This is a genomic window from Paraburkholderia sp. 35.1 (assembly GCF_050436525.1).
GTDB classification, from domain to species: Bacteria; Pseudomonadota; Gammaproteobacteria; order Burkholderiales; family Burkholderiaceae; genus Paraburkholderia; species Paraburkholderia tuberum.
The window spans coordinates 3,082,255-3,098,987 of the sequence record NZ_JBNDMJ010000003.1; the positions used below are offsets into that span (position 1 = coordinate 3,082,255).

At 63.5% G+C, this 16,733-nt stretch carries 17 protein-coding genes and 1 pseudogene; 6 read left to right on the forward strand and 12 right to left on the reverse strand.

Annotation, left to right across the window (positions count from 1 at the left end):
- Positions 1-152 precede the first annotated feature (152 nt).
- The 4 genes from OKW27_RS34390 to OKW27_RS34405 all read left to right on the forward strand — a co-directional run bounded on the left by OKW27_RS34390 (position 153) and on the right by OKW27_RS34405 (position 3,511).
- Positions 153-701: an iron transporter gene (locus OKW27_RS34390; protein ID WP_090803840.1), complete on the forward strand. Its 549-nt coding sequence runs from the start codon at positions 153-155 to the stop codon at positions 699-701.
- Between the two features lie 111 nt (positions 702-812).
- Positions 813-1,145 (forward strand): cupredoxin domain-containing protein, encoded by a 333-nt coding sequence (locus tag OKW27_RS34395; protein ID WP_429336059.1) that lies wholly within the window; start codon positions 813-815, stop codon positions 1,143-1,145.
- Between the two features lie 114 nt (positions 1,146-1,259).
- Complete coding sequence (locus tag OKW27_RS34400) at positions 1,260-2,105, forward strand: FTR1 family iron permease (RefSeq protein WP_187631087.1); 846 nt, start codon at positions 1,260-1,262, stop codon at positions 2,103-2,105.
- Positions 2,102-3,511, forward strand: a complete 1,410-nt coding sequence (locus OKW27_RS34405) for a 4Fe-4S binding protein (RefSeq protein WP_429336060.1) — start codon at positions 2,102-2,104, stop codon at positions 3,509-3,511. The genes OKW27_RS34400 and OKW27_RS34405 overlap by 4 nt, the downstream gene beginning before the upstream one ends.
- 275 nt (positions 3,512-3,786) lie before the next feature.
- Here OKW27_RS34405 and hemP read toward each other — a convergent pair whose 3' ends face one another.
- The 4 genes from hemP to OKW27_RS34425 all read right to left on the reverse strand — a co-directional run bounded on the left by hemP (position 3,787) and on the right by OKW27_RS34425 (position 6,281).
- Complete coding sequence (gene hemP / locus OKW27_RS34410; protein WP_090803846.1) at positions 3,787-4,047, reverse strand: hemin uptake protein HemP; 261 nt, start codon at positions 4,045-4,047, stop codon at positions 3,787-3,789.
- A 184-nt stretch (positions 4,048-4,231) separates the two neighbouring features.
- Positions 4,232-4,714 (reverse strand): SRPBCC family protein, encoded by a 483-nt coding sequence (locus OKW27_RS34415; protein WP_090803848.1) that lies wholly within the window; start codon positions 4,712-4,714, stop codon positions 4,232-4,234.
- Positions 4,715-4,799: 85 nt separating this feature from the next.
- Positions 4,800-5,198 (reverse strand): OsmC family protein, encoded by a 399-nt coding sequence (locus OKW27_RS34420; RefSeq protein ID WP_090803849.1) that lies wholly within the window; start codon positions 5,196-5,198, stop codon positions 4,800-4,802.
- 204 nt (positions 5,199-5,402) lie between these two features.
- Positions 5,403-6,281 (reverse strand): pirin family protein, encoded by an 879-nt coding sequence (locus tag OKW27_RS34425; RefSeq protein ID WP_429336061.1) that lies wholly within the window; start codon positions 6,279-6,281, stop codon positions 5,403-5,405.
- A gap of 122 nt (positions 6,282-6,403) precedes the next feature.
- On the opposite strand from OKW27_RS34425, the gene OKW27_RS34430 reads away from it, so the two are divergent.
- Positions 6,404-7,414 carry a LysR family transcriptional regulator gene (locus OKW27_RS34430; RefSeq protein ID WP_187613915.1) on the forward strand — a complete coding sequence of 337 codons (1,011 nt, stop codon included), beginning with the start codon at positions 6,404-6,406 and terminating at the stop codon, positions 7,412-7,414.
- Between the two features lie 423 nt (positions 7,415-7,837).
- Here the strand turns inward: OKW27_RS34430 and OKW27_RS34435 are convergent, their stop codons facing one another.
- The 8 genes and pseudogenes from OKW27_RS34435 to OKW27_RS34470 form a co-directional block, all read right to left on the reverse strand.
- On the reverse strand, positions 7,838-8,257 hold the full coding sequence (locus OKW27_RS34435; protein WP_090803854.1) for an ExbD/TolR family protein: 420 nt from the start codon (positions 8,255-8,257) through the stop codon (positions 7,838-7,840).
- A 16-nt stretch (positions 8,258-8,273) separates the two neighbouring features.
- Positions 8,274-9,005 (reverse strand): MotA/TolQ/ExbB proton channel family protein, encoded by a 732-nt coding sequence (locus OKW27_RS34440; RefSeq protein ID WP_018418631.1) that lies wholly within the window; start codon positions 9,003-9,005, stop codon positions 8,274-8,276.
- Positions 9,006-9,033: 28 nt separating this feature from the next.
- Complete coding sequence (locus OKW27_RS34445; RefSeq protein WP_429336062.1) at positions 9,034-9,771, reverse strand: energy transducer TonB; 738 nt, start codon at positions 9,769-9,771, stop codon at positions 9,034-9,036.
- A 329-nt stretch (positions 9,772-10,100) separates the two neighbouring features.
- A complete protein-coding gene (locus tag OKW27_RS34450; protein ID WP_429336063.1) occupies positions 10,101-10,355 on the reverse strand; it encodes a (2Fe-2S)-binding protein in 255 nt (84 codons plus the stop codon).
- A 149-nt stretch (positions 10,356-10,504) separates the two neighbouring features.
- On the reverse strand, positions 10,505-11,392 hold the full coding sequence (gene murI, locus OKW27_RS34455) for a glutamate racemase (RefSeq protein WP_429336064.1): 888 nt from the start codon (positions 11,390-11,392) through the stop codon (positions 10,505-10,507).
- Positions 11,393-11,556: 164 nt separating this feature from the next.
- On the reverse strand, positions 11,557-12,036 hold the full coding sequence (gene bfr, locus OKW27_RS34460) for a bacterioferritin (RefSeq protein WP_018418627.1): 480 nt from the start codon (positions 12,034-12,036) through the stop codon (positions 11,557-11,559).
- Between the two features lie 202 nt (positions 12,037-12,238).
- Positions 12,239-13,762, reverse strand: coding sequence for a fumarate hydratase (locus OKW27_RS34465; RefSeq protein WP_184138591.1), 1,524 nt, complete (start codon positions 13,760-13,762; stop codon positions 12,239-12,241).
- A gap of 138 nt (positions 13,763-13,900) precedes the next feature.
- A pseudogene (locus OKW27_RS34470) lies at positions 13,901-14,053 on the reverse strand (YqhA family protein); the annotation flags it as partial.
- Between the two features lie 695 nt (positions 14,054-14,748).
- Here OKW27_RS34470 and acs point away from each other — a divergent pair.
- Complete coding sequence (acs, locus tag OKW27_RS34475) at positions 14,749-16,731, forward strand: acetate--CoA ligase (protein ID WP_429336065.1); 1,983 nt, start codon at positions 14,749-14,751, stop codon at positions 16,729-16,731.
- Positions 16,732-16,733 lie beyond the last annotated feature (2 nt).

A 16,733-nucleotide genomic window follows, 5' to 3' on the forward strand; every position in this document is an offset into this window, starting at 1 on the left:
GGCAGAGCGTGCTGACAGGTTTGTTCTCGTCAACGATCGATGATAAACTCGCGCCAATATTGAGAATGGTTCGCATTTAAATTTACATCTGACTTGCGAGCGCAGTGTTTCAACGAAATCGATTCCCAGTCTGATCAAAACAAGGAGCTTCAATGCGGATTTCTTCGTTTGTGCGCGGTGGCGCGGCAGCGGTAGCTGCTGTCGCGGCGCTGTCGGTCTCGGCCGCCGAATATCCGATTGGCAAGCAGCAGATCCAGGGCGGCATGGAAATCGGCGCGGTCTACCTGCAGCCGGTCACGATGGAACCTGAAGGCATGATGCGCAAGGCGTCGGATTCGGACATTCACCTCGAGTCCGACATCCACGCGGTCAAGAACAATCCGACCGGTTTCGCCGAAGGCGACTGGATGCCGTATCTGCAGGTGCACTACGAACTGACGAAGGCCGGCTCGAACCAGCCGTTGAAGGGCGACCTGATGCCGATGGTCGCGAACGATGGTCCGCACTACGGCGACAACGTCAAGCTGCAAGGCCCGGGCAAGTATCACCTGAAGCTGATCGTCGAACCGCCGATGCAAATGGGCCACATGGCGTTCGGCCGTCACGTCGACAAGGAAACCGGCGTGGGTCCGTGGTTCAAGCCAATCACGCTCGAATACGACTTCACCTTCGCTGGCATCGGCAAGAAGGGCGGTTACTGATCGGCGCGCGGTGCCAATGCGTCGCTCGACGTATCAGTGAATGCAGCAGACGGCGCGCGGACAGTCGGAGTCATATCTGGCATTGGCGCGTCGCGTTTTCCGGAAAGGGCAATGAGAATCAACCGAAAGATCGCGATGCTTGCCGCCACGTTTTGCCTGGCGGCCACGGCTCATGCAGCCGACCTGCCGACCTTCAAGCTCGAAATGAACGACGGCAAACTGAAGCCGGCCCGCATCGAAGTGCCGGCAGGCCAGCGTATCAAGATCGAAGTACGCAACACCGGCAAGGGCGCGGCCGAATTCGAAAGCGTGCAGTTGCGTAAAGAGAAGGTTCTGGCGCCGGGCGCCGATTCGTTCGTCGTGATCGCTCCGCTGGAGCCGGGCGAATACAAGTTTTTCGACGACTTTCACCACCAGGCGCAGGGCGTGATCGTCGCGAAGTAAGCAGTGGTCTCGATCGAATGCGAACGCGAACGCGAACTCGCCACGGCAAGCGGGCGCTGTCGGTCGCGCGAGGCAACGGAAGCGGGCAGTAGAAGGATCGAAGGGAGAGCTTGAATGGGTCAGATTCTGTTCATCGTGTGGCGGGAGAGCGTCGAGGCGCTGCTGGTCGTCGGCATCCTGTACGCGTGGTTGAAAAATGGCGACGACGACGCCCGCCGCGGCTTGCCGTACCTGTGGGGCGGCGTGGCGGCCGGCGTGATCGCGGCGGTGGCGCTCGGCGCGGCGCTGGTCGGCTTCACCGAGGTGCTCTCCGGTGACGCGCAGGATTACTTCCAGACCGCGATGGTGCTCATCGCCTGCGTGCTGATCGTGCAGATGGTGCTATGGATGAAGCAGCACGGCCGCACGCTGAAGCGCGACATGGAACAGTCGCTGCAAAAGAGCCAGCGCGATTCGAACTGGTGGGGCGTGGCGCTGCTGGTCGCACTGGCGATCGCGCGCGAAGGCAGCGAAACCGTGATCTTCCTGTACGGCCTCGGCTTTGGCCAGTCGGGTCATGTCGACGGCAGTCAGATGCTCGCTGTCGTGATCGGTCTCGCGCTTGCGTTCCTGACCTTCTACGTGTTGCAGCTCGGCGGCAAGATCATCTCGTGGCGGCTCTTTTTTCGCGTCACCGAAATCATGCTGCTGTTCCTCGGCGCGGGGCTGTTCCAGACCGGCGTCGACAAGCTGATCGACAAGGAAATCCTGCCGACGCTCGTCGACCAGCTGTGGAATTCGTCGGCGATTCTCGATGACTCGAGCACCTTCGGTTCGCTCGTCGCGACGCTGACCGGCTACCGCGCGCATCCGGCGCTGATGAATCTGCTCGCCTATGCCGTGTATTGGGCGGTCGTTTATCTGCTCGTGCGCCGCGCCAGTCGCAAGCCCGCGCAGCAGACGGTAGGGCGCGCGGCATGAGCGCCGTGATGGCTTCCCGGCCGGGCCGCCTCGCGGCGGCCGGCCGGTGGATGCAGCGCCACGGCGCGGTGATTCGCGGCATCCAGTGGGTCGTGGTCGCGGTGTATGTGTTCCTGATCGTCGTGCCCGCGCTGATGCCGCTGCCGGACGACACCGCGCATCTGTGGAACAACCTGACGCTCGCCGCGCAGTTCGTGTTCTGGGGCATCTGGTGGCCGTTCGTGTTGCTGTCGATGGTGATGCTCGGCCGCGTCTGGTGCGGCGTGCTGTGTCCGGAGGGCGCGCTCGCCGAATTCGCGAGCAAATTCGGTCGCGGCCGCGCGATTCCGCATTGGATGCGCTGGGGCGGCTGGCCGTTCGTCGCGTTCGGCATCACGACGATCTACGGGCAGATGGTGAGCGTCTACCAGTATCCGAAAGCGGTGTTGCTGGTGCTCGGCGGCTCGACCTTCGCGGCAATCGTGATCGGTCTGCTATACGGACGCGAGAAGCGCGTCTGGTGCAAATACCTATGCCCGGTCAACGGGGTTTTTTCGCTTCTGTCACGGCTCGCGCCGTTTCACTACAAGGTCGACGAAGACGCGTGGCGCCGCTCGTACACGAACGGCGAGCATGGGCATCGCGTGATTCCGATCAACTGCGCGCCGCTCGTGCCGTTGCGCAACATGAAGGGCGCGGCGGACTGCCATATGTGCGGCCGCTGCAGCGGACACCGCGATGCGATCGCGCTGACGTGGCGCAAGCCGTCGACCGAAGTCGTGCAGTTGGGCGACAAGAACGCGAACCCGTGGGACACCGCGCTGATCCTGTATGGCCTGCTCGGCATCGCGATCGGCGCGTTCCACTGGACCGCGTCGCGCTGGTTCATCGACCTGAAGATGTTCGCCGCGACGTGGCTCGTCGATCGCGACATCACGTGGCCGCTCGACACCAACGCGCCGTGGTTCCTGTTCACGCATTACCCCGACCAGAACGACGTGTTCTCGTGGCTCGACGGCTCGCTGCTGATCGGCTACATCCTGTCGACGGCGCTTGTCTACGGCACCGTGCTGCTGCTGTTGCTGACGGGCGCGACGCGCATGCTCGGGCGCTTCGACGCAACGCGTCTGCATCACTTGACGCAGGGGCTGATTCCGATCGCGGGCGCGGGCGTATTCCTTGGTTTGTCGGCGACGACGCTGTCGCTGCTGCGCGCCGAGCACGTGTCGCTGTGGTGGGCGTCGGATCTGCGCATCGCAATTCTCGTGATTGCGAGCGCGTGGAGCGCATGGCTCGCGTGGCTCGTCACGCGCCGCTACAGCGAGCGCTTCGTGCAACGCGCGCTGGCGATGCTGTGGTTCGTCGCGGCGCTGGCGGTCGTCAATAGCGCGTGGTGGCTGATGTTCTGGGGCTGGGCCTCGAAGTAAGTCTTCAGCCTGTGTCCGGTGCGAACGCAGGCGCAAACGAAAAGCCGTGGGATGGTGACATCCCACGGCTTTATCATTTTCAGCGATGTACGCCGTTGCGCGCATCGGCTTTCGAGCGAGAACCAAAAAAGCGGCCTGGCTTGCTGCGACGGCTGGCTTGGTGTCTGCACGAAGGGGTCTAGTTCTCGCGTGCAAACCGTCGTGGCTGGCTAATGCCTAACACCTCTCTGGGAGGTGGTCCCCACAATACCCGGTACTTACCTCGTGTTGCCTTGCTACTTCGTCAGGATCAGCTTGCCGAGGCGCGTCGCACGCAGTTGATACGTGTCGCCGTTGTGCACGATGCTGATGTGACTATGGCCTTGCAGCAGCGCGTCGCTGCGCACGACCCGTTCCGACGTCTCGCTCTGGCCGGCGGTGCGTTGCGCGCCGGGTTTCGCCGCGGGCGCGGCCGTCGTCGACGATTTCGGGCGGCTGGTTAGCGCGGCCGCCGAGCGGCGCAGGCTGAGCGTGGAGGAGCGGGTCATATCGGTCATTCGTTTTAGCTTGTTCGTCGATTCGATGTGATTATTCTAAATGATAACCATTCCTATTTACAAGATCGAGAAATTGATCGGATCCGACTTTTGATAGCTGAATGAAAGTGCGTCTAGATGGCGATTCTGGAAGCCATTCTGACATGGCCCCGCGAAAGCGCGGGCAGGGCGCCCGCGCGGTACGTCAGTGCAACGGTCCCGGTTCCTGCCCGGCCGCGACGTACTGGCGGATCAGCCGCACCGTATCGATATCGTTCTCGCGATACGCGGACTTGACGATCTCCTGCGTCTGCACGGCGTCCTGGTCGGTCGAGACGGGCAGCGTGGTCGCGTACTCGAAGCGTAGGAACAACTGCAGCTCATCGGGCTGCTCGATCGTCATCGTCAGTGAGCCGCCGACGTGCTCGGCGGTCGGCAGGATGTCGTAGCGCACGCTTTCGCTTTCCTGCAGCGTGACGCGATCGCGCACGGTGGCCTGGCCGTAGTGCAACTCACGCTCGAGCACATTGCCGTCGCGCGACAGGATCGTGCAGCTGTCGAGACCAATCACGAACAGTTGCGGCTGCTCGGCGCGCAGCACGAGCCCTTCCCACAGCTGCTCGCGGGTCATCGATTCGACGAAGGGATTCAACGGATCGTTGATCTGAATAAGGTGTTCGAAATTCAAGACGACTGCGTCCTATGAAAATATTGCAATACCCGTGACCCGAACGGACGGCGTCCGACCGTCCTATGCGCGTTTGCTGCGACTGTTAAGCGACCGCGAGCGAGGAGCGGATCGAGATCGTGTGCGTGAGGATCTTGTGCACGGGGCACGCATTGGCAATTTGCAAAAGCCGTTCCCGCTGCTCGTCGGAGAGTTCGCCATCGAGCATGATCTGGCGGTCGATCGTCGAGCCTGCGTCGCCGGTTTCCATCGACAGTTTGACGCGTACGCCCGCGAGCGGCCAGCCTTTGCGCTGCGCGTACATCTTTAGCGTGATCGACGTACAAGCGCCGAGGCTCGACAGCAGCAGCGAGACCGGCGTCGGGCCGCGGTCGCCGCCGCCTAGCGATTCGGGTTCGTCGGCAAGCCAGGTGTGCTTGCCGTCATCGAATACGACCTGGAAATTCGTCGAACCGATGTGGGCGGTGACGGTGGGCTCTGCCATGCGCGGCTCCTCTGCTAGGGATCTAATAGCGTCGCGCGCCGCGGACTGTCGAAATCAACGCGGGCCGCGCGACATGAGCCGATATTGTGAACGAATTTAGCGGCGTTCGCGGCCCGTGGCGGATGATTTGGCGGCGCGCGTGGCTGGTGGCAAGCTTCGCCTCGCGCCGACAGGCGTGACAAACGCGCGGCACGCGCTCGCCTGTCAGTGCGTGATCGCGCCCATCCGCCCGGCCTGATAGTCGATCACCGCCTGACGAATCTCGTCTTCGGTATTCATCACGAACGGGCCATAGCGCACCACCGGCTCCTTCAGCGGCACACCGCCGAGCAGCAGTACTTCGAGTGGTTCGTCGCCGGCCGTGATGGTCACCGCGTCGCCGTCGTTGGCGAACACCACCATCGTGCGCGCGTCGATGTCCGCGCGCGCGTCGCCTTCGCCATACACGCCCTTGCCGGACAGCCCATACGCGAACACGCGATAGTCGGCCGGTACCGGCTGGCGGATCGTCGCGCCCGGCTGCAACGAGAAATGCTGATACAGGATCGGCGTGCGCGTTTCGATCGCGGCCTTGACGCCGAGCGCGTCGCCCGCGATGACCTTCACGCGCACCTGACCGTCTTCGGACGTCGCGGCCGGAATGCGTGTCGACGGAATTTCCTGGTAGCGCGGCGCGATCATCTTGTCGCGACGCGGCAGGTTCACCCATAGCTGCAGGCCGTGCACGCGACCGCCGGTGCGCGTGAATTCCGGGTCCGGCATTTCGCTATGCACGACGCCCGCGCCCGCGGTCATCCATTGCACGTCACCGGCGTGCAGCGTGCCGGAATGGCCCGCCGAATCCTTGTGGCCGAACTGGCCCTCGAGCACATAGGTGACCGTCTCGAAGCCGCGATGCGGATGATCGGGCGCGCCGATCGCCTCGCCTGGCGCATAGTCGACCGGCCCCATTTCGTCGAGCAGCAGGAACGGATCGAAGTCCATCAGCAGACGCGTCGGAAACGGTCGATGAACGATGAATCCGCCGCCCTCCACTGTGCGAACCGACGGGAACGTGCGTTCGATCGTGCGTGACGTAGTCATCAATATCACCTCGAAAAATGGGGAATAGCGCGATTTCTGAAACATGGGGCTATTATAGGGACCGTTTTTGGCGGTGCCAGCCGCCCCTCAGCAATGGATTGTTCTATTCATGGAACGATGAGATGAAGATCGATTCACACAATCTGAACGACCTCATGTACTTTTCGCAGGTCGTCGAACATGGCGGATTTTCGGCCGCCGAGCGGGTGCTGGGCATCTCGAAGTCGCGCCTGTCGCGTCGGCTCACGGAGCTGGAGGCGTCGCTCGGCGTGCGCCTGTTGCAGCGTTCCACTCGCAAGCTCGCACTGACCGAAGCGGGGCAGCTGTTCTACCAGCACTGTCAGGCGATGCTCAGCGAAGCGCAGGCGGCGGTCAATGTCGTGCAGCAACTGCGCTCGTCGCCGCGCGGCACGGTGCGCGTCAGCGTGCCGGTCACGATCTCGCAGACGATTCTGTCGACGATCCTGCCGGAATTCATGCACCGCTTTCCGGAGGTGCGCGTCGTGATGCGCGTGACGAATCGCGTGGTCGATCTGTTCGAGGATTCGATCGACGTCGCACTGCGCGTGCGTTCGGATCCGCCGGAAAACGCGAACATCGTCGTGCGGCCGCTGTGGCGCACCGAGCAGATGCTGGTCGGCGCGCCGAGCCTGCTGCAGCAGAATGCGCCGCCGCTGACGCCGGGCGACCTGAACCGCTTCGAAACACTCGACGTGCCGACGAGCGACGGCCGCCACGTGTACAACCTGATCTCACCCGACGGCACGCGCCATGCTCACGAACACGAGCCGCGCCTCGTGACCGCCGATCTGATGACGATTCGCGAGGCGGTGCTCGCCGGCGTCGGCATCGCCGCCTTGCCGGAGATGATGTATGGAGCCGCGTTGAGAGCGGGGCAACTGTCGCCCGTGATGCCGGGCTGGAGTTTTCCGACGCCGCAGTTGTACGCGGTGTTCGTGTCGCGTCAGGGGATGGTGCCGGCCGTGCGCGCGTTCGTCGATTATCTGGTCGAGATGCTCGATCCGGATGAGGGCAAGCACATCATCGGCGAGTGTCCTGAGCGCGCCGAAAAAGCGGCGGCGCAGGGATCGGTGGCGAGGGCTTCCTCCGCTGTGTCGGCGGCGGTTTCATGAGGCTCTGTGGCAACTTGAGGGGGCACGGTGCGCCGCGGGCCGCTAGCGCGCTTCGCAAATCGTTTTTAGCATTTAAGCGCGGCCTGTCATGATTACTTTCAATGGTCGTTTGCTTGAATGCGCGCACACACAGGCATATAGTGAAATCCCTTTCGCTAAGGAGTGTCCTATGCGAAAACTCATGGCCGCTATCATAGCGGGCCTGATAGGGCTGACCGCGTTGTCCGTGTCGACCACGGCCCTCGCATGCGGTGATAAAAGCTATCAGTCTTCGGCCGATGGCAAATGATCCCGCCGCCCGAAGGCGCCAAGTGCGCACAAAAAAAGGCCTTCATCCGACGATGAAGGCCTTTTACTTTTTGGCCCTGTTTAAAAGGGGTGTTCCCGTGGACGAGCGCGCCGCTCCGCGTGCCACGTTACCGTTTACTTCGCTTTGGGCTGCGTGACGAAACCAATCTTCGTCAGTCCGCCAGCCTGCGCGGCCGACATCACCTGAGCGACCTTCTCGTACGGCACCTTGCGGTCCGCATCGAGATGCAACTCCGGCTGCGGGCTCGCCTGCGCGGCCGCGGCGATCTTCGCGGCGAGCGCCGCATCGTCGACCTTGGTGCTGTCCCACAGCACGTTGCCGTCCGCGTCGATCGACACCGTCACCTGCGCGGGCTTCGTGTCTTCCCTCTGACTGCTCGCGTGCGGCAGATCGATCTTGACCGCGTGACGGATCACCGGAATTGTCACCATAAAGACGATCAGCAGAACCAGCATCACGTCGACGAGCGGCGTCATGTTGATCTCGTTCATCAGGCCGTCGTCATCGTCTCCGGCGAAAGGGCTCATTGCCATTGGAATGCCTCGTCGATCAGTTGGCGCGGGTTGCGAGACGCAGGCCGTCGCCGCGCCTGGTCGACGACAGACGGGCACCGGTCACGAAGAACGCATGCAGGCCGTGAGCGAAGCGGCTCAGCTTCGCGACGATCGCCTTGTTGGCGCGCGTCAGCGCGTTATAGCCGAGCACGGCCGGAATCGCGACGAACAGACCAAATGCGGTCATGATCAGCGCTTCGCCGACCGGGCCGGCGACCTGGTCGATCGACGACTGGCCGCTCGCGCCGATCGCGAGCAGCGCGTGATAGATGCCCCAGACCGTGCCGAACAGGCCGACGAACGGCGCGGTGCTGCCGATCGACGCAAGAATTGCGAGACCGCTCTGCATGCGCGCGACGCTTTCGTCCATCGTGTCTTTCAGGCAGCGCGTGATCCAGTCCGACACGTCCATGCGGTCGTGCAGATGCGGCTGCGTCTGGTGATGATGGTCGGCCGCTTCCTGGCCCGACAGCGCGAGCGCGAGGAACGGGTTGTCATGCGGCGTCGAGGCGCCGCCGCCGAGCTTCTTCACGCCGTCGGCGAGGTCGTCCGAATGCCAGAACGCCTGCTCGGCGTTCTTCGTCAGGCGCTTCAGGCGCATCACGTTCCAGCCTTTGACGACGATCACGCTCCACGACATCACCGACATGATCAATAGCGCGAGCGCGATACCGCGCGTCACGAAATCCCCTTGCGCCCACACGTGTGCCAATCCGTAGTTTTGCATTGCAATCCCTTGTTTTTGAAATCTTGCTTCAGTCGGTCAGATTGAAGTTGAAAGGCTGGGTGTACGCGGCCCTGACGGGCTCGCCGTTCTCGAGATACGGTTTGCAGGCGCTCGCGCGTATGGCGGCCAAGGCCGCGTCGTCGAGACGGCTAAAGCCGCTGCTTTTCTTCAACTCGATGTTCTCGAGCTTGCCGGTCAGACCGACGACGAAGTGCACGTACGCGGTGCCGGATTCGCCGCGGCGCCGCGATAGAGCCGGGTATTCGGGCTGGCTGATATTGCAATCGAGGTGCGACACGTTTTTCGGCGCGCTGATTTCCATCGTGGGCTTGCCGATCGCGGGCGCTGCCGCGGTGGGCGGTGTCGCGGGCGCGGTGGGCGCGGCCGGCGTCGGATCGGGCGCCGCGACCGGCGTCGGCGATGGCGCAGCGGCCTGTGGCAACGGAGTTGGCGTCGGCTTGGGCGTTGGAGTCGGCTTCGGCTGGGCTTTCGGTCTTGTATGGACGGGCGGCGTCGGCCGGGGCGGCGGCGGAGCGATCGATTGCAGCGCGACCGGCGCGGCGAGCGGCGCGGGCGGCAGCAGTTCGGCGGTCATCACGTGCGATTCGAGCGCGACCGGTACAGGCTCGTGACGCAGCGTCATGATCACGGCGAGCAGAGCGACGTGAACCGCGGCGACTATGGCAGTGGCCGTCAGCGCGCGGGAATTCGGTCGGGTGGACGACGCCAGCGGGGCGCTGGCGGAAACGGGATGCGGAGCCTGCATGGTCAGTGTGGCGGCGCACCGTGCGGGCGGCGCGTCAAACAGGGCATCGTCATGTTCGGAAAATCAGCAGCGAAATGAACAAAGTAGTCACGAAACCAATCAGCAATTCCATCTCGAACTCCTTTCGAAGGGGGAGCGGGGTGGCTGGCTGGTACGAGTACTGGCTTGCTGACGGCAGTGGGATACCGCAGTACGGCGGACAGTACTGCGGTTGTGTTGCAGACGTGCGGCACATTCAACGTCGCATCGGAGCGCTACATAAAGCGTGCGTGAAGCAGAGGGGCTTTTAGACGCACCAACACGGCCTGCACCGGCCCTGCTAGCGGAGCTCAGGCTGCCTTGCGCTCGTAGAACGCGACTTGCACGACCTCGACGACGCTCTGCACCTGCCGATGCTCGACCACGCCGCAACGGCTCGCGCACACGCCGCTTTGCAGCATCACGTCACGCACGGATTCCTCGCATTTGCCGCAGCACGAGGCGACGCCGAGTTCAAACTGCAACTCGTCGAACGAGTCGATGCCGTCCGCAATCAAGGAGCGGATTGTGCGGTCGGATACGGATTTGCAGACACAGACGATCATGGCAGGCGTCATAGCTAACGTTAATGCGAATTATTATCATTTTGTTTGGTTCGTTTGGCAAGCGTCCCGTGCGATTTTTTGTAACAAAACCAGACTCTTAGAATGGATTTCGTCGGCAGGAAGGGCGGGGCGCGCGCCGGTTGCCGGCGCTAGGCGGCGCGAGAATCCGATGCGGCCGTGCGGCCAGACGGTATCGATACCTGCTCGACCGCGGCCTCGATCCGCAGCAGCGTGGCGGCGAGTTGCTGCTGATGGATGCCGTCGTCGGTGGAATAGAAGCGCGGCAGCGGCGTGCCCCCGGCCGACGCCGCGGCGCGCAGGCCGTGCTGCTCGAGCACGCGTTCGAGCTGACGCGCGATCGCCACGCTCGTGTCGATCAGCGCGAGCCGCTCGCCGACGATGTCGCGGATCGCCGCGTCGAGAAAGGGGTAATGGGTGCAGCCGAGCACCAGCGTGTCGGCGCCCGCGTCGAGCATCGGTTCCAGGTAGCTGCGCAGCAGTGCCTGCAGCTCGGCCGAGCCGACGTCGCAACGCTCGACCGCCTGCACGAGCCCGTGGCCGGGCTGGCACAGAAAGCGGCAGTCGGCGGCGTAGCGTTCGAGCAGCCCCTGAAAGCGGGCGCTGCGCAGTGTCGCCTGGGTCGCCAGCACGCCGGCGACGCGGCTTTTCGATTGCAGCGCGGCGGGCTTGACACCCGGCTCGACGCCGACGAGCGGAATCGGCAGCTTTTCGCGCACCAGCGCGATCGACTGCGCGGTCGCCGTATTGCATGCGACCACGAGCGCCTTCGCGCCTTGTGCGGCGAGCCATTCGCCGATGGCCAGCGTGCGGTCGGTGATGAAGTCGTCGTCGCGCTCGCCGTAGGGCGCGTACAGCGAATCCGCGACATACAGCAACGCCTCGTCAGGCAGTTGCGCGCGCACCGCGCGCAGCACCGACAGGCCGCCGAGCCCCGAATCGAAAATGCCGATCGGCGCCCGCGACGCGGCGCCAGCGGCAACACTGCGGACAGTCGGGGACGGCGAAGGGGCGGGCATAGGCGAAAAAAACGAGCGGGAAGTGGCGGTCGGCGAAAAGGGTGAAACCACGGTGAGGCGCGAACAAGCGCGCAAGTATATCGCCCGTGCGGTACGGTCCGGCGCGAATGCCTGCTGGGCAGGCGTCGTGCCGCTACCGCGCGGGATGCTTCAGCGTGCTTCGATCAGGACTCGACCGAGCCCATCGCGCTTTGCTGGTAGTTCTGGATACCGACCTTGTCGATCAGATCGAGCTGGGTTTCGAGCCAGTCGATGTGCTCTTCGGTGTCGTCGAGAATCTTCGTGAAGATTTCGCGCGAGATGAAATCGCGCACCGATTCGCAGTAGGCAATCGCCTCCTTGCAGGTGCCTTGCGAAATCTGTTCGAGCTTCAGATCGCATTCGAGGATCTCTTTGGTTTCCTCACCGATCAGCAGCTTGTGCAGGTCCTGCAGATTCGGCAGACCGTCGAGCATGAAGATCCGTTCGATCAGCATGTCGGCATGCTTCATTTCGCCGATCGACTCGTCGTACTCGTGCTTGCCGAGCTTGTCGAGGCCCCAGTGGCCGTACATTCGGGCATGCAGGAAATATTGATTGATCGCGGTCAGTTCGTTTTTCAACTGCGCGTTCAGATATTCGATGACCTTCTTGTCGCCTTGCATGTTATTTCCTTTTTCGGGAACCTTGAATTTCCAACAACAATAAACGCCATGTCCAAAAAAGCCAAGAGATCCGATACAACTGTTGGCTGCGTTGGCGGCCTCGTGCGTGCGGCGCCTTGCGCGTACATGACGCACGGAAAGAAAAAGCCGGGATCGCGGCCCCGGCTTTTCGACTGACCTGAGTAGCGTTAATCGCGACTCATCAAGCCGTGGCGACCGGAATCTTGCCGATCTTGGCTTGCCATTCCTTCGGGCCGGTCTGGTGCACGGAGGTGCCGTTCGAATCGACGGCGACCGTGACCGGCATGTCCTGCACGTCGAACTCGTAGATCGCTTCCATGCCGAGGTCTTCGAACGCGAGCACCTTCGCGCTGCGGATCGCCTTCGACACGAGGTACGCCGCACCGCCGACGGCCATCAGATACGCGGCCTTGTGCTTCTTGATCGCCTCGATCGCGACCGGGCCGCGCTCGGCCTTGCCGATCATCGAAATGAGGCCCGTTTGCGCGAGCATCGTCTCGGTGAACTTGTCCATCCGCGTCGCAGTGGTAGGGCCCGCCGGGCCGACCGCTTCGTCGCGCACCGGATCGACCGGGCCGACGTAGTAGATCACGCGGTTCGTGAAATCGACCGGCAGCTTCTCGCCCTTCGCGAGCATGTCGGCGATGCGCTTGTGCGCGGCGTCGCGGCCCGTCAACATCTTGCCCGACAGCAGCAGCGTCTGGCCCGGCTTCCAGCCCGCCACTTCTTCCGGCGTCAGCGTGTTGAGGTCGACGCGCTTGCTGGTTTCCGTGTTCGGTTCCCAGTGCACCTTCGGCCATGCGTCGAGCGACGGCGCTTCGAGCCTGGCGACGCCCGAACCGTCGAGCGTGAAGTGCGCGTGGCGGGTCGCCGCGCAGTTCGGGATGATCGCGATCGGCTTGGATGCGGCGTGCGTCGGCGCGGCCATGATCTTCACGTCGAGAACAGTGGACAGACCGCCGAGGCCCTGCGCGCCGATACCGAGTGCGTTGACCTTCTCGTGCAGCTCGACGCGCAGCTCTTCGATCCAGTCCTTCGGGCCGCGCGCGATCACGTCCTGAATGTCGATCGGGTCCATCAGCGATTCCTTCGCCATCACCATCGCTTTCTCAGCGGTGCCGCCGATGCCGATGCCGAGCATGCCCGGCGGGCACCAGCCCGCGCCCATCGTCGGCACGGTCTTCAGGATCCAGTCGACGATCGAGTCCGACGGGTTCAGCATCGCGAACTTCGACTTGTTCTCCGAGCCGCCGCCCTTGGCCGCGACCTGCACGTCGACGGTGTTACCCGGCACGATCTCGTAGTGGATCACGGCCGGCGTGTTGTCCTTGGTGTTCTTGCGCGCGCCTTCGGGCGGGCTCACGATCGATGCGCGCAGCACGTTGTCCGGATTCAGATAACCGCGGCGCACGCCTTCGTTGATCATGTCGGTGACGCTCATCGTCGCGCCGTCCCAGCGCACGTCCATACCGACCTTCACGAACACCGTGACGATGCCGGTGTCCTGGCAGATCGGGCGCTTGCCTTCGGCGCACATGCGGCTGTTGGTCAGGATCTGCGCGATCGCGTCCTTCGCTGCGGGGCTCTGTTCGAGCTCGTACGCGCGGCCGAGCGCTTCGATGTAGTCGAGCGGATGGTAGTAGCTGATGTACTGCAGCGAATCAGCGATGCTCTGAATCAGGTCTTCCTGTTTGATGACGGTCATGGCTAGCTCAGTGGGGAGTGGCGCTTGTTGTCGGATCGCAGCACGGTGCGGTCAGTCTTGCGCTTTCATGGGAGTGGAAACCTTGATGCCGCCCACGGCGTGCAATGCCGCGGGCCCTTCGAAATGTTTGGGGTGCGTGTGCGTTTCGTCGAGCTTCATCGAGTCGGTGACCAGATGCCAGACTTCCTTCAGGAATAGCACGACGTAGACCGCCTGCGCGACGATCAGCCCGAGGTACAGCGGCACCTGCAGCCAGCGGCTCATGAAAACGAGGCGGGGCGGCGCGCGCATGGGGCGGCGCGGACGGGCGCAGGCGGGTCGCGAAGCGGACATAGGCAACGGTCAGATGAAGCGCGGGTGACGGAACAGGGGGCCAGGCGTCGACGGCGGTGCGGGGCGCGGCCACCGAAGGGGCGCGAGACTCGCGTCAGGCGCGCCATTGTACAGCGTCGGTCGAATCTGCTGCTTTGCGGCGGGCAGCGCGCCCGCCACACCGGAATTACGATGCGATCGGCGGCACGCTGCGCGGACGGCTAGTTCAGTTAGCATTGTAAAAGGCCGTGCGAGAGAGCATAAGGGTGCGAAAGCGGGCGTGCTGGCGGTGCGTCGAGTTCGCATCAGCGGTAGCAATGTGCTGCGAGTGAGCGTAGAAGGCTCTGTAGAACGGCGATCTTTTTCGCGCGCATCTCGTCTGATCAACGCGTAACTGCATCGATGGCTGGCGGGATCTAAGGGTTTTCGCTTGCAGATCAACACGATGCGCGTAAGTGGCCGGTAAGTTGCAGCGCTTATGGTTAAGCCTTGACGCGGAATAGGATCGCGCAGGGCGCCCGCATGCACGGATGTTGCGATGCCGCACGCACGCGCGTTTGACGGTATCGCGAGGTGGGAGACAGCGCCGCTCGTGGCGGCTCGAACAGGATAAGGCCCGCGCGCGCCGCGCGCCGGTACAGGTTTTACGTTTCATCTTCACCAAGGGGTTGTCGATGTCTGCGATTGAATCGGTTCTTCAGGAACGCCGCGTTTTTCCGCCCTCCGCTGACACTGCGACGGGTGCCACGATCTCCGGCATGGACGCGTACCGGGCGCTCGCCGCCGAAGCGGAGCGCGACTATGAAGGCTTCTGGGGGCGTCTCGCGAAGGAGACGCTGAGTTGGCACAAGCCGTTTACGAAGGTGCTCGACGAATCGAAGGCGCCGTTCTACACGTGGTTCGAAGACGGCCAGCTGAACGCGTCGTATAACAGCATCGACCGTCACGTCGAGGCCGGCAACGGCGAGCGCGTCGCGATCGTGTTCGAAGCCGACGACGGTAGCGTCACCAACGTCACCTATCAGGATCTGCTGCAACGCGTATCGCGCTTCGCGAATGCGCTGAAAAAACGCGGCGTGAAGAAAGGCGACCCGGTCGTCATCTATATGCCGATGTCGATCGAGGGCATCGTCGCGATGCAGGCGTGCGCGCGGATCGGCGCGACGCACTCGGTCGTGTTCGGCGGCTTCTCGTCGAAGTCGCTCAACGAGCGGCTCGTCGACGTCGGCGCGGTCGCGCTGATCACGTCCGACGAACAGATGCGCGGCGGCAAGGCCTTGCCGCTGAAGAACATCGCCGACGAAGCGCTCGCGCTCGGCGGCTGCGAGAAGGTCAGGAGCGTGATCGTGTACCAGCGCACCGGCGGCAAGGTCGCGTGGGACGCAGGGCGCGACCTGTGGATGCACGAACTCGCACAGGCCGAGTCGGACCAGTGCGCGCCCGAATGGGTCGGCGCCGAGCATCCGCTCTTCATCCTCTATACGTCGGGCTCGACCGGCAAGCCGAAGGGCGTGCAGCACAGCACCGGCGGCTATCTGCTGTGGGCCGCGCAAACGCTGAAATGGACCTTCGACTGGCGCCCCTCCGACGTGTTCTGGTGTACCGCCGACATCGGCTGGATCACCGGCCACAGCTACATTACGTACGGGCCGCTCACGCTTGGCGGCACCCAGGTCGTGTTCGAGGGCGTGCCGACCTATCCGGACGCCGGGCGCTTCTGGCAGATGATCGCGAAGCACAGGGTCACGCTGTTCTATACGGCTCCTACTGCGATCCGCTCGCTGATCAAGGCCTCCGAGGCCGACGCTAAAGTGCATCCGAAGAGCTACGACCTGTCGACGTTGCGCATCATCGGCACGGTCGGCGAACCGATCAATCCGGAAGCGTGGGTGTGGTACTACGAGAACGTCGGCGGCGGCCGCTGTCCGATCGTCGATACGTGGTGGCAGACCGAGACCGGCGGCCACATGATCGCGCCGATGCCGGGCGCGACGCCGCTCGTGCCGGGTTCGTGCACGCTGCCGCTGCCGGGCATCATGGCCGCGGTCGTCGACGAAACCGGGCAGGACGTGCCGAACGGGCAGGGCGGCATTCTGGTGATCAAGCGCCCGTGGCCGGCGATGCTGCGCAACGTGTGGGGCGATCCGGAACGCTACAAGAAGAGCTACTTCCCCGACGAGCTCGGCGGCAGGCTCTACCTCGCCGGCGACGGCGCGGTGCGCGACAAGGAGACCGGCTACTTCACGATCATGGGCCGCATCGACGACGTGCTGAATGTGTCGGGCCATCGTCTCGGCACCATGGAGATCGAGTCGGCACTGGTGGCCAATCCGCTCGTCGCGGAAGCCGCCGTGGTGGGCCGCCCCGATGCGACGACCGGCGAGGCGGTGTGCGCGTTCGTGGTGCTCAAGCGTGCGCGTCCGCAAGGCGAAGAGGCCGTGAAGCTCGCGAACGACCTGCGCAACTGGGTCGGCAAGGAGATCGGTCCGATCGCGAAGCCGAAGGACATCCGTTTCGGCGAGAACCTGCCGAAAACGCGTTCGGGCAAGATCATGCGTCGTCTGTTGCGTTCGCTCGCGAAAGGCGAGGAAATCACCCAGGACGTGTCGACGCTGGAAAACCCGGCGATTCTCGATCAGCTCGGCGAGTCGATTTAAAG

What these genes read in the sequence shown, in the direction of transcription:
- acs (WP_429336065.1), top strand. Translation starts at nt 14,749, where the DNA reads ATGTCTGCGATTGAATCGGTTCTTCAGGAACGCCGCGTTTTTCCGCCC.
- OKW27_RS34440 (WP_018418631.1), bottom strand. Translation starts at nt 9,005, where the DNA reads ATGCAAAACTACGGATTGGCACACGTGTGGGCGCAAGGGGATTTCGTG.
- hemP (WP_090803846.1), bottom strand. Translation starts at nt 4,047, where the DNA reads ATGACCGATATGACCCGCTCCTCCACGCTCAGCCTGCGCCGCTCGGCG.
- OKW27_RS34425 (WP_429336061.1), bottom strand. Translation starts at nt 6,281, where the DNA reads ATGACTACGTCACGCACGATCGAACGCACGTTCCCGTCGGTTCGCACA.
- bfr (WP_018418627.1), bottom strand. Translation starts at nt 12,036, where the DNA reads ATGCAAGGCGACAAGAAGGTCATCGAATATCTGAACGCGCAGTTGAAA.
- OKW27_RS34405 (WP_429336060.1), top strand. Translation starts at nt 2,102, where the DNA reads ATGAGCGCCGTGATGGCTTCCCGGCCGGGCCGCCTCGCGGCGGCCGGC.
- OKW27_RS34430 (WP_187613915.1), top strand. Translation starts at nt 6,404, where the DNA reads ATGAAGATCGATTCACACAATCTGAACGACCTCATGTACTTTTCGCAG.
- OKW27_RS34435 (WP_090803854.1), bottom strand. Translation starts at nt 8,257, where the DNA reads ATGGCAATGAGCCCTTTCGCCGGAGACGATGACGACGGCCTGATGAAC.
- OKW27_RS34450 (WP_429336063.1), bottom strand. Translation starts at nt 10,355, where the DNA reads ATGATCGTCTGTGTCTGCAAATCCGTATCCGACCGCACAATCCGCTCC.
- OKW27_RS34420 (WP_090803849.1), bottom strand. Translation starts at nt 5,198, where the DNA reads ATGGCAGAGCCCACCGTCACCGCCCACATCGGTTCGACGAATTTCCAG.
- OKW27_RS34395 (WP_429336059.1), top strand. Translation starts at nt 813, where the DNA reads ATGAGAATCAACCGAAAGATCGCGATGCTTGCCGCCACGTTTTGCCTG.
- murI (WP_429336064.1), bottom strand. Translation starts at nt 11,392, where the DNA reads ATGCCCGCCCCTTCGCCGTCCCCGACTGTCCGCAGTGTTGCCGCTGGC.
- OKW27_RS34400 (WP_187631087.1), top strand. Translation starts at nt 1,260, where the DNA reads ATGGGTCAGATTCTGTTCATCGTGTGGCGGGAGAGCGTCGAGGCGCTG.
- OKW27_RS34465 (WP_184138591.1), bottom strand. Translation starts at nt 13,762, where the DNA reads ATGACCGTCATCAAACAGGAAGACCTGATTCAGAGCATCGCTGATTCG.
- OKW27_RS34445 (WP_429336062.1), bottom strand. Translation starts at nt 9,771, where the DNA reads ATGCAGGCTCCGCATCCCGTTTCCGCCAGCGCCCCGCTGGCGTCGTCC.
- OKW27_RS34390 (WP_090803840.1), top strand. Translation starts at nt 153, where the DNA reads ATGCGGATTTCTTCGTTTGTGCGCGGTGGCGCGGCAGCGGTAGCTGCT.